The organism is Herbaspirillum sp. SJZ107 (assembly GCF_006715485.1).
In the GTDB taxonomy this organism is placed as follows: Bacteria; Pseudomonadota; Gammaproteobacteria; order Burkholderiales; family Burkholderiaceae_D; genus Telluria.
The window spans coordinates 790073-802311 of sequence record NZ_VFNH01000002.1 but is presented as its reverse complement, the minus strand read 5'-3'; the positions used below and the strand labels follow the sequence as shown (position 1 = coordinate 802311).

Here is a 12239-nt window from a genome sequence, read left to right as displayed (position 1 = left end):
CAGCATGCCGCAGTTTTTCATCAGGCGCCCGATCTTCGCCATTGTCCTCTCCCTCTTGATCATGCTGGGGGGCGGGCTTTCCATCTTCTCGCTGCCGGTCGAGCAGTTCCCGCCGATCGCGCCGCCCTCGGTGCAGATCAACGTCAACTATGCGGGCGCCTCGGCGTCGACCATGCAGAACACCGTGGTCCAGGTGATCGAGCAGCAGATGAGCGGGATCGACAAGCTGATGTACATGGCCTCGACCAGCGACGACAGCGGCCGCTCGACCACGACCCTGACCTTCGAGACCGGCGCCGACCCGGACATCGCCCAGGTGCAGGTGCAGAACAAGCTGCAGCTGGCGATCCCCCAGCTGCCGACCCAGGTGCAGCAGTCAGGCGTGCGCGTGACCAAGTCGAGTCCCTCCTTCCTGATGGTGATCGGCTTCGTGTCGACCAACCACAGCATGAGCAAGTACGACATCGCCAACTTCCTGGTCTCCAAGGTCCAGGATCCGATCAGCCGCGTCAACGGCGTGGGCGACCTGAACGTGTACGGCACCCAGTATGCGATGCGGATCTGGCTCGACCTCTCGAAGCTGAACTCGTTCCAGCTGAATCCGACCGACGTCACCGCCGCCCTCACCGCCCAGAACGTGCAGGTCTCGGCCGGCCAGCTGGGCGGACTGCCGGCCGTGGGCAACCCGCAGGTGGCGGCCACCATCACCCAGGCCACGCTGCTGCGCACGGTCGAGGACTTCGGCGCCGTGGTGCTCAAGACCCAGCAGAACGGCGCGCTGGTGCGCCTGCGCGACGTGGCGCGCATCGAGCGCGGCCCGGAAAACTTCATCGTCGACAACCGCTACAACGGCGAGCCGGCGTCCGGCCTGGGCATCCAGCTGGCGCCCGGCGCCAACGCGCTCGAGACCGCGGAGCTGGTGCGCGCCCGCATCGCCGAGCTGCAGCCGGTGTTCCCGGCCGGCCTGAAGGTGGTGTACCCGAACGACGTCACACCCTTCATCCAGGTCTCGATCCATGAAGTGGTAAAGACCCTGCTCGAGGGCATCGTGCTGGTGGTGCTGGTGATGTACCTGTTCATGCAGAACATCCGCGCCACCCTGATCCCGTCGATCACGGTGCCGGTGGTCCTGCTCGGCACCTTCGGGCTGATGGCGGCGCTCGGCTTCACCATCAACACGCTGTCGATGTTCGGCCTGGTGCTGGCGATCGGCCTGCTGGTCGACGATGCCATCGTGGTGGTCGAGAACGTCGAGCGCATCATGCGCGAGGAAAAGCTGCCGGCCAGGGAAGCGACGTCCAAGGCGATGAGCCAGATCAGCGGCGCGCTGATCGGCGTGGCGATGGTGCTGTGCGCGGTGTTCGTGCCGGTGGCCTTCTCGCCGGGGACCGTGGGCGCGATCTACCGCCAGTTCGCGCTGACCATCGTGGTGTCGATGCTGCTGTCGGTGTTCGTCGCGCTGTCGCTGTCGCCGGCCCTGTGCGCCATCCTCCTCAAGGATTCGGCCGAACACGATCACGGCTTCTTCGGCTGGTTCAACCGCAGCTTCGAAAGCACCCGCGCCCACTACATGCGTGGCGTGAAGGGCGTGGCCAGGCGCTGGGTGCTGTGGATGCTGGTGTTCGCCGCCTCGCTGGCGGCGACCGCGTTCATGTTCCTGCGCCTGCCGACCTCTTTCCTGCCGAACGAAGACCAGGGCTACATGTTCGTGCAGGTGCAGACCCCGGCCGGGGCCACCCAGAACCGTACCGGACAGGTGCTGGACGAGATCAGCCAGTACCTGCTGCGCGACGAAAAGGCGATGGTCGACGCCACCTTCACCGTCAACGGCAACAACAACGCCGGCCGCAGCCAGAGCCAGGGCCAGATCTTCGTGCGCCTGAAGGACTGGGACGACCGCAAGGACGAGGAACTGGGCGTGGAAGCGCTCTCCGACCGCATCAAGAAGCGCTTCAGCTCCAGCAACGTGGCGATCATCTTCCCCACCAGCCCGCCGCCGATCCGCGGCCTGGGCAATGCCGCCGGCTTCGACCTGCAGCTGCAGGACCGCGGCGGCCTCGGGCACGACGCCCTGGCGCAGGCGCGCGACCAGCTGCTGGCCGCGGCGCGCAGCCATCCGGCGCTGGCCCAGGTGCGCTACAACGGCGTGGCCGACAGCCCCGGCTTCAAGGTCGACGTCGACCGCGAAAAGGCCGGCGCCTTCGGCGTCGCACCGAGCGACATCGACCAGGCCTTCTCGATCGCCTGGGGCTCGCGCTACGTCAACAACTTCCTCGATACCGACAACCGCATCAAGCGCGTGTACGTGCAGGCCGACGCGCCCTTCCGCATGAATCCCGAGGACCTCGGCAAGCTGTACGTGCGCAGCCAGTCGGGCAGCATGGTGCCGCTGACGGCGGTGGCCAGCGGCCAGTGGACCAGCGGCCCGTCGCAGCTGCAGCGCTACAACGGCGTCGAGTCGATGAACATCCAGGGCCAGGGCGCGGCCGGACGCAGCTCGGGCGAGGCGATGGAAGCGATGGAAGAACTGGCGAAAGCCCTGCCCAAAGGCATCGGCATCGCCTGGACCGGCACCTCCTACCAGCAGCAGCAATCCGGCAACCAGGCGCCGCTGCTGTATGCGCTGTCGATCCTGGTGGTGTTCCTCAGCCTGGCCGCGCTGTACGAAAGCTGGTCGATCCCGGTGGCGGTGATCCTGGTGGTGCCGATCGGCGTGCTGGGTGCGCTGGCGGCGACCATGGCGCGCGGGCTGACCAACGACGTGTATTTCCAGGTCGGCCTGCTGGTGACGATCGGCCTGTCGGCCAAGAACGCGATCCTGGTGGCCGAGTTCGCGCACGCGCGCCAGGCCGAAGGCGCCAGCGCCTTCGATGCCGCCGTCGAGGCCGCCCACATGCGGATCCGGCCGATCCTGATGACCTCCCTCGCCTTCATCCTGGGCGTGCTGCCGCTGGCGATCTCGCGCGGCGCCGGCGCCGCCAGCCAGCATGCGATCGGCACCGGCGTCATTGGCGGGATGCTGACGGCGACCCTGGTGGCGCCGCTGATGATCCCGATGTTCTATATCGTGGTGGCGCGCCTGTTCGGCGGACGCAAGAAGGCTGCGCCCGCGGGCGAAGCCGCGAAGCCGGAGACGGCCGAGCTGGATGCGGCGGGCAAGGGCTGATATCTTGAACAATAAAACAACATGTTTGGGCGATAATGGCGGCATGACACCGCACCCCGCTTCCGCTGTATGAACCCTACCCATGCATTCCCGCTCGGCGGCGGCCGGACCGGCGCGGCGATCCGTGCGCGCGACTGGTCCGGGTCGCCGCTCGGTGCGACCGAGACCTGGTCGACCACCCTGCGCGCCACCCTGAACGTGGTGCTGGCCTCGGCCTTTCCGGCCTTTATCGTCTGGGGACCGGAACGCGTCACGCTGTACAACGACGCCTATGCCGGCATCCTGCACGACAAGCACCCGGGCGCCATCGGCCTGCCCTTCCGCGAGGTGTGGCCGGAAATCTGGGACGTGCTGGCGCCGCTGGTGCATCGCACGATGGTCGAGGGCGAAAGCTTCATGATGGAAGACCTGCCCCTGCTCATGATGCGCAAGGGTTATCCCGAAGACACCTGGTTCACCTATTCGTACGCGCCGCTGCGCGAGGATGACGGCCCGATCCTCGGCCTGCTGTGCACCTGCATCGAGACCACCGAAGCGGTACAGGCGCGCGAACGCCAGGCCGCCAGCGAAGCCGCGCTGCGCAAGAGCGAAGCGGCGGCGCGCGAGAATGGCGAGCGCGTGCAGCTGGCGCTGCAGGCCGGCGCCATCATCGGCACCTGGTTCTGGGACTTGCCGAGCGACCGCTTCACCGTGGACGAGGGCTTTGCGCGGGTCTTCGGCCTGGACCCGGCACTCGGCCGCGAGGGCCTGAGCCTGGCGCAGGTGGTCGCCAACGTCCACCCCGACGACCAGGCCGGGCTGGCAGCCGCGATCGAGCAGGTGCGCACGCACGGCGGCCATTACGCCCACCAGTACCGGGTGCGGCGCGCCGATGGCCGCTATTACTGGATCGAGGCCAACGGCCGGGTCGACCTGGGGCCGGACGGCACCGGACTGTATTTCCCTGGCGTGCTGATCGACGTGGAAAAGCGCCGTGCGGTCGAGGCCGAGCGCGACCAGGCCATCGTCAAGCTGCGCGCGCTGAACGCCGAACTCGAACAGAAGGTGATCGCCCAGGCGCTGGCGCGCGGCCGCACCTGGCAGGTCAGTCCGGACATCCTGGGCGTGCTGAATGCCGACGGCTACTTCGAAGCCTCGAATCCGGCCTGGGAAACGACGCTCGGCTGGACCGAGGAGGAACTCGCCAGCACCCGCTTCACCGATTTCATCCACCCCGACGACCTGGCCCGGACCCAGGCCACCTGGCACGACATATTGGTGCGCAACCTGCCGGCGCTGCGTTTCGAGAACCGCTACCGCCACAAGGACGGCGGCTGGCGCTGGCTGTCGTGGGTGGCGGTGCAGGACGACGCCAAGGTGTACTGCTCGGCGCGCGACGTCACGGTCGAGAAGGAAGCCGAGGCGGCGCTGGCCGAGCGCACGGCGGAGCGCGACCGCATGTGGGACACCTCGCCCGACCTGCTGCTGGTGATCGGCTTCGACGGCGTGTTCCAGCGCGTGAATCCGGCCTGGACTGCCCTGCTCGGCTATGCGCCCGACGAACTGGTCGGCCACCACGTCAACGAGTTCGTGGTCGAGGAAGACCATGCGCAGACGGTCGGCGCCTTCGTCGAGGCAGCCGAGGGCGGCAAGCCGCGCATCGTCAACCGCTACCGCCACAAGGACGGCTCGCAGCGCTGGATTTCCTGGGCCGCGGTCCCGGAGGGCCAGCTGACCTATGCCACCGGACGCGACATCACCGTCGAGCGCGAGCGCATGGCCGAGCTCGAAGTGGCGCAGGAGCAGCTGCGCCAGGCCCAGAAGATGGAAGCCGTGGGCCAGCTCACCGGCGGCCTGGCGCACGACTTCAACAACCTGCTGGCCGGGATCACGGGCAGCCTGGAACTGATGAAGATGCGCATGGCGCAGGGCCGCATCGAGGACATCGAACGCTACATGACGGTGGCGATGGGCGCCAGCCGCCGCGCCGCGGCGCTGACGCACCGCCTGCTGGCCTTCTCGCGCCGCCAGACGCTGGCGCCGAAGCCGACCGACGCCAACGCGCTGGTCGGCGGCCTGCTGGACATGATCCGGCGCACGGTCGGACCGGGCATCGAGGTGGAAGCGGTCTGCATCAGCGGCCTGTGGCCGACCCTGGTGGACCAGCCGCAGCTGGAAAACGCGCTGCTCAACCTGTGCATCAACGCGCGCGACGCGATGCCGGACGGCGGCCGCATCACCATCGAGACCGCCAACCGCTGGGTCGACCGCCACGGTGCGAAAACGCTCGACATGCCCGAGGGCCAGTACATCTCGCTGAGCGTGTCCGACACCGGCACCGGCATGACGCCGGACGTGATCGCCAAGGCCTTCGATCCCTTCTTCACCACAAAACCGCTGGGCCAGGGCACCGGCCTGGGCCTGTCGATGATCTACGGCTTCGCCCAGCAGTCCGGCGGCCAGGTGCGCATCTATTCCGAAGTCGGCCAGGGCACCATGGTCTCGATCTACCTGCCGCGCCACCGCGGCGCCGCCGACCCCGACGACGCCCCGTCCTCCCTGCCCCTGGCCGCCCAGGCCGGCGCCGGCGAGACCGTGCTGGTGGTGGACGACGAACCGGCGGTGCGCATGCTGGTCACCGATGTCCTGCACGACCTCGGCTACACCGCCATCGAAGCCGCCGACGGCGCCGACGGCCTCAAGATCCTGCAATCGCAGGCGCGCATCGACCTGCTGATCTCCGACGTCGGCCTGCCGGGCATGATGAACGGACGCCAGATGGCGGACGCGGCGCGGGTCAACCGGCCTGGCCTGAAGGTACTGTTCATTACCGGATTCGCGGAGAATGCGCTGCTGAACAACGGGCAGCTGGAGCCGGGCATGTCGGTGCTGACGAAGCCGTTCCCGGTGGATACGCTGGCGGCAAGGATTCGGGAGCTGATCTCTGCATAGGAGGCAAGCCGTCCGCTTTACCGCTTTCTATTGCAATCCGTCATTGTTTGCATCCACGCATCCCTGCACTTGATGATGCTTGGCAATACTTGCTTTATTTCTTCATGACCTATTTTTCTCGAACAATGAATTTTCGTCAAAGTCGAGAATGACCGCGCCAATAGACTGTGCTTCCCTCAGCGTTGCGCATCAAGCACATGACGGAGGGCATGCGGGTATGTACCCGCATCGAACACAAACGTGAGGAAAACCATGAACGACCACATACAGCAAGTCGAAAACGATATCGTTGAAGTCTCCGTGACCGAAGTGATGGCTGCCGAAGGCGAGCTGGCCGGCATTTGCACCTCTGCGACGGTCTGCATCGAGGCAACCAGCAGGTTCATCTCCACCCTGTAATGCCGGCTTTTCCAGGGCGTCCGCGTCCTGGTTTCTCGGGGCGCCGCTGTGCGCCATTTCGAAAGCTTTGCACCGATATCCGCATAGAGGATTGGAATCGTCATGGCATCTGCTGCAGGCATATTCGATGAAGTTCCCTTGCAAAAACTGCGTCCGTCGGCCGTGTATCTGAATGCACGCCGCTACGGCATGAACCGGGACCGGGCACTCGCCTGCGCCGATACCTGGAAAAACGTCTTCAATACCTGTTTCACGCAACGCGTTGCCGGACAGTTCTACAAGGTCTCGTCGGTCAATCTGGTCGATTTCCCGGCCGAGCAGCCAACCGGCTGCCTGTTCGTGACAGCGCATTTTTCGGCCTATACCTTCGTCTCGATCGCGCTGGCCCGGCACTATAAAAAGAACCTTCATATCGTGGTCGGCACGCCGCCGAAGGAATTCGAGGATTACCTCGTCGACAGCCTTGCCGAAGCCGGTGTCGTCGCAACAATCATCCGCAGCGATTTCTCCCAGTTGCGCAAGATCCGGCGCGCGGTCGATGCGGGAGAATTGGTGGTTTCCCTGATCGACGTGCCCTGGCATCGCACGGTGATCAAGGACCGCCGGTATGAATATTTCAAGCTCGGCGCAGGAGAAATCCAGGCCAGCCGCTCGATTTTCAAGATCGCAGATCGCCTGGACCTGTTGCCGACCCTGGTCCTGTGCGTGCCCAACGGGGACGCCTTCGATATCGTCTTCCACGGCCATTCGTCGCAGCAGGCCAGTTTCGACATCCTGGCGGATTTGATCGAACGCCATCCTGGGCATTTCGAACGGTTTTGCGAGATGCACATGTACTACCGGGGCGGCCACCCATGCAATGACCTGACCACGTTTCTGATCGGTGCGCACCGCTACGTGGCCGTCGCCACGCGGCAGCGCTACTGGAAACTGGGCGCCGCCGCCACCCGGTACATCGAGGAACAACTCGGCCTGGACGACAACCGGGATGCAGCCTCGGCCACGATCAAGCACCTGGTGCGGCAACTGACGGGCGTGGATCATGACGACGTCATATATTTTTGATTCGCGTGCATTTTCGGGTGATGAGAATGGCGGCCGCGCAGCCTGTCGATGAAAATGAAAAAGCGTGCCTCGATTGTTTTATTGCCGCGTCAGGTCGTGCGCCTACTCGCTGCACCGATCGCCTGGCTGTGCGGACCGGTCACGATGGGCGCAGCACTGATCCTGGAAAGCGCCTGGCTGGCCGCCAATCTGCCGGCTCACGCGGGGTTTTTCCATGATTATGCTGAACTCGACGGTATTGCCAAGGCTGCCGTATTGGCGCTTGTGTTCGTATCCATCCTGTTCCACGAGTTATGCCATGCAGCAGTTGGCCTCAGGCGCGGTGGTGGTATCGGCGAGGTGAGACTCGGGACAATGGCCTGCATGCCCTATTGTTTCACCACCATCCCAGGCTTTTCCGCGATGACGAGGGCCGACCGGCTGGCTGTCTTGTTCGGCGGCATCGTAGGGCAGATGGCCCTCGCGATGATTGCACTGGCGCTGACGGCGCAAGGTACCTGGTTATATCTCGCAGCTGAAACCGCAATCCTTGTTGCGTTGTGCAATATGTTGCCGATAACCGGCCTGGATGGACACGGTATCTTGCGCGAACTTCGCGGCCGCGCACCGATCAGCGCCGCATGATGTGCGCCGCTGATTTATGCCGCTATTCCCGTGTCCCAGGTTTTTATTTGCAGCGATGTCCACATTGCCCAACCCAGTCATGCGACCACCATTTCGCCCCTGTTTTTTTGCGCTGACCCTATCGGTGCTTTCTTCCCATGCTGCAGCGGCGCCGACGATCGATCCGCTTTGGCAAAAGGCCAGGCAGGCGCTCGATGCATCGGTAACGACAATCCGCAATACGCCGCCGTGGCCCGGACCCGCTTCAAAATCGGACGCAGCCGCGATGGCGCGTGGCTGCCGGAATCGGCGGTTGTCGATGCGACGGTCCACATGTTGTTTGAAGAGCTGCGGGTCGTCAGCAAATACACGTTCCGCTCATGGGTCCCGCGGCCGGCGCCGGTATAAAAAAACCGGGACACATGGTCCCGGCTTCCGTTTCAACCTACTGATGACCGATCAACGCTTGCGCGGCGGCGGCAAGTCCGTGCAGCTGCCTTCGTAGACTTCGGCAGCCATGCCGATCGACTCGCCCAGCGTCGGGTGCGGGTGGATGGTCTTGCCGATGTCGACGCCGTCGGCGCCCATCTCGATGGCCAGCGCCACTTCGCCGATCATGTCGCCGGCATTGGTGCCGACGATGGTGCCGCCGACGATGCGGTGGGTTTCGGCGTCGAACAGCAGCTTGGTGAAGCCTTCGGCGCGGCCGTTGGCGACGGCGCGGCCCGAGGCGGCCCACGGGAAGTGGCCCTTCTCGACCTTGATGCCTTTTGCCTTGGCTTCGTCCTCGGTGAGGCCGGCCCATGCCACTTCCGGATCGGTGTAAGCCACCGACGGGATCACCTTGGCATCGAAGAAGGCCTTCTCGCCGTGCGCGGCTTCGGCGGCGACGTGGGCTTCATGCACTGCCTTGTGGGCCAGCATCGGCTGGCCGACCAGGTCGCCGATGGCGAAGATGTGCGGCACGTTGGTGCGCATCTGGCCATCGACTCCAATGAAGCCGCGGTCGGTCACTGCCACGCCGGCTGCCTCGGCACCGATCTTCTTGCCGTTCGGGCTGCGGCCGACGGCCACCAGCACCAGGTCGTAGGTCTGCGCTTCCGGTGCAGGCTTGCCTTCCTCGGCCGACTCGAACGTGACCTTGATCCCTTCCGGCAGCGCTTCCACGCCGACGGTCTTGGTCTTCAACATGATGTTGTCGAAGCGGTGCGCGTTGTACTTCTGCCAGACCTTGACGGCCTCGCGGTCGGCGCCCTGCATCAGGCCGTCCATCATCTCGACCACGTCGATGCGCGCACCCAGGGTCGAGTACACGGTCGCCATTTCCAGGCCGATGATGCCGCCGCCGATGACCAGCATGCGCTTCGGCACCTGGCGCAGTTCCAGCGCGCCGGTCGAGTCGACGATGCGCGGGTCTTCCGGCACGAAAGGCAATTTGACGACCGAGGAACCGGCCGCGATGATCGCCTTCTGGAAGCGGACGACCTTCTTGCCGCCATCCGCTGCCGTGACTTCGATGTGGTTCGGGGAGAGGAACTTGCCCACGCCCTGCACCACGTTGACCTTGCGGCCCTTGGCCATGCCGGCCAGGCCGCCGGTCATGGTCTTGATCACGCCGTCTTTATAGGCGCGCAGCTTGTCGATGTCGACGTCGGGCTTGGCGAAGCTGACGCCCAGGTCGGCCATGTGCGCGGTCTCGTCCATGATGTGCGCCACGTGCAGCAGCGCCTTGGACGGGATGCAGCCCACGTTCAGGCAGACGCCGCCCAGGGTCGCGTACTTCTCGACCAGCACGGTGTTCATGCCCAGGTCGGCCGAGCGGAAGGCGGCCGAGTAGCCGCCCGGACCCGCGCCCAGGACCATCATTTCGCATTCGACGTCAACCTGGCCGCTGTAGCTCGACGCGTTCGGTGCCGGTACCGAGTTCGGTGCGGCCGCATCGGCTTTATGGGCCGGCGCGTACGAGTCGGTCGGGCCGGCAGCGGCGGTCGGTGCCACGGCCTGGGCGCCGATCTGGGCGGCCGGCTTGTCCGAGGCTGCACCAGCCGCAGGGGCCGGAGCGGCAGCGGGAGCGGAGGCTGCGGCGCCGGCTTCTTCACTGATCGTCAGCAGCAGCGAACCTTCGTTCACCTTGTCGCCGACCTTGACCTTCAGTTCCTGCACGACGCCGGCGTGCGTGGACGGGATCTCCATGCTCGCCTTGTCGGATTCGACGGTGACCAGCGACTGGTCGACCTTGATGGTGTCGCCCGGCTTGACCATCAGCTCGATGATTTCGACGTCCTTGAAATCGCCGATGTTCGGTACTTTGACTTCAACGGTACTCATAGTGGTCGGCTCCTTACAGCAGCGTCTTGCGCAGGTCGGCCAGCACGTCGGCCAGGTAGGCCGCGAAGCGGGCAGCACCGGCGCCGTCGATCACGCGGTGGTCGTAGGACAGCGACAGCGGCAGGGTCAGGCGCGGCTGGAAGCTCGAACCGTCCCACACCGGCTTCATCGACGACTTGGACAGGCCCAGGATGGCCACTTCCGGTGCGTTGATGATCGGGGTGAACGCGGTACCGCCGATGCCGCCCAGCGACGAGATGGTGAAGGTCGCGCCCTGCATGTTCGACGGCGACAGCTTGCCTTCGCGCGCCTGTGCCGACAGCTCGCCCATTTCGGTGGCGATCTGCGAGATCGACTTCTTGTCGGCGTCCTTGATGACCGGGACCACCAGGCCGTTCGGGGTGTCGGCCGCGAAGCCGATGTTGTAGTACTGCTTCAGGATCAGCGCGCCGTTCGGCTCGTCCAGCGACGAATTAAACGCCGGGAACTTCTTCAGCGCGGCAACCGACGCCTTGATCACGAAGGCCAGCATGGTCAGCTTGGTCGGCGACTTGGCTTTCGCATAGGCGGCGTTGGACTCGACGCGGAAGGCTTCCAGGTCGGTGACGTCGGCATCTTCGAAATGCGTGACGTGCGGGATCATGACCCAGTTGCGATGCAGGTTCTGGCCACTGATCTTCTTGATGCGGGCCAGCGGCTGCGATTCGGTCGGGCCGAACTTGCTGAAGTCGAGCGACGGCCACGGCAGCAGGTTGATGCCGCCGACGCCGGCGCCAGCGGCGGCCGGGGCCGGTGCGGCGGCCGGAGGTGCGCTCATCACGCCTTTCACGAAGCCCTGCACGTCCTGCTGGGTGATGCGGCCCTTCGGACCGGAACCCTTGACCTTGCCGAGGTCCACGCCCAGTTCGCGGGCGAATTTACGCACCGACGGCGAGGCGTGGGCGCTGGCGAAGCTCGGGGCCGGCGCGGCGGCCGATGCTGCAGCCGGTGCAGCGGCCGGCGCTGCAGCCGGTGCGGCGGCCGGCGCCGGTGCGGCTGCGGACGGTGCGGCAGCAGGCGAGGCTGCGGCAGGCGCGCTCGGCGCTTGCGCCTCGCCAGCGGCGCCACCGGCCGCTTCGACCAGCAGCACCAGCGAACCTTCGGCGACCTTGTCGCCGACCTTGACCTTGATTTCCTTGACGGTACCGGCGTGGCTGGACGGGATCTCCATGCTGGCCTTGTCCGATTCGACCGTGATCAGCGACTGGTCGACCTTGATCTGGTCGCCCGGCTTCACCATCAATTCGATGACTTCGACTTCCTTGAAGTCGCCGATGTCCGGTACGGTGACTTCGACGATGCCACCCGACGCAGCCGGTGCGGCGGCAGCAGCGGGAGCAGCAGGTGCGGCGGCGGGCGCAGCAGCGGCAGGCGCGGCGGCGGGCGCCGCGGCCGGCGCGGCTTCGGCGCCGGCGGCTTCTTCGACCAGCAGCACCAGCGAACCTTCGGCGACCTTGTCGCCGACCTTGACCTTGATTTCCTTGACGACGCCGGCGTGGCTGGAAGGGATCTCCATGCTCGCCTTGTCCGATTCCACCGTGACCAGCGACTGGTCGACCTTGATGGTGTCGCCCGGCTTGACCATCAGTTCGATGACTTCCACTTCCTTGAAGTCGCCGATGTCGGGGACTTTGACTTCCACAATGCTCATGTTTATTAGCTCCGTGTTATTTTTAGCTCAGCCAAGATGCGTCATTCCCGCGCAGGC

Annotated in this window: 8 protein-coding genes; 6 read left to right on the top strand and 2 right to left on the bottom strand. The window is 65.4% G+C overall.

Going from position 1 to position 12239, the window contains the following annotated elements; translation table 11 throughout:
• Positions 1-4 precede the first annotated feature (4 nt).
• From FBX97_RS13185 to FBX97_RS13165, 6 genes are all read left to right on the top strand, one after another.
• Positions 5-3166 (top strand): efflux RND transporter permease subunit, encoded by a 3162-nt coding sequence (locus FBX97_RS13185; protein ID WP_141832286.1) that lies wholly within the window; start codon positions 5-7, stop codon positions 3164-3166.
• 69 nt (positions 3167-3235) lie between these two features.
• Positions 3236-6097, top strand: coding sequence for a hybrid sensor histidine kinase/response regulator (locus tag FBX97_RS13180; RefSeq protein ID WP_141832284.1), 2862 nt, complete (start codon positions 3236-3238; stop codon positions 6095-6097).
• Positions 6098-6349: 252 nt separating this feature from the next.
• Positions 6350-6496 (top strand): hypothetical protein, encoded by a 147-nt coding sequence (locus tag FBX97_RS29600; protein WP_185748580.1) that lies wholly within the window; start codon positions 6350-6352, stop codon positions 6494-6496.
• 102 nt (positions 6497-6598) lie between these two features.
• The gene (locus FBX97_RS13175; RefSeq protein ID WP_141832283.1) at positions 6599-7561 is read left to right on the top strand and encodes a hypothetical protein; all 963 of its coding nucleotides are present in this window, start codon (positions 6599-6601) and stop codon (positions 7559-7561) included.
• Between the two features lie 48 nt (positions 7562-7609).
• Positions 7610-8185, top strand: a complete 576-nt coding sequence (locus FBX97_RS13170) for a hypothetical protein (RefSeq protein ID WP_141832282.1) — start codon at positions 7610-7612, stop codon at positions 8183-8185.
• Between the two features lie 30 nt (positions 8186-8215).
• The gene (locus FBX97_RS13165) at positions 8216-8572 is read left to right on the top strand and encodes a hypothetical protein (RefSeq protein ID WP_141832280.1); all 357 of its coding nucleotides are present in this window, start codon (positions 8216-8218) and stop codon (positions 8570-8572) included.
• Between the two features lie 51 nt (positions 8573-8623).
• Here FBX97_RS13165 and lpdA read toward each other — a convergent pair whose 3' ends face one another.
• Positions 8624-10492, bottom strand: coding sequence for a dihydrolipoyl dehydrogenase (gene lpdA / locus FBX97_RS13160; protein ID WP_185748579.1), 1869 nt, complete (start codon positions 10490-10492; stop codon positions 8624-8626).
• A 13-nt stretch (positions 10493-10505) separates the two neighbouring features.
• Positions 10506-12182: a dihydrolipoyllysine-residue acetyltransferase gene (aceF, locus tag FBX97_RS13150; RefSeq protein ID WP_141832278.1), complete on the bottom strand. Its 1677-nt coding sequence runs from the start codon at positions 12180-12182 to the stop codon at positions 10506-10508.
• Positions 12183-12239: the final 57 nt, after the last annotated feature.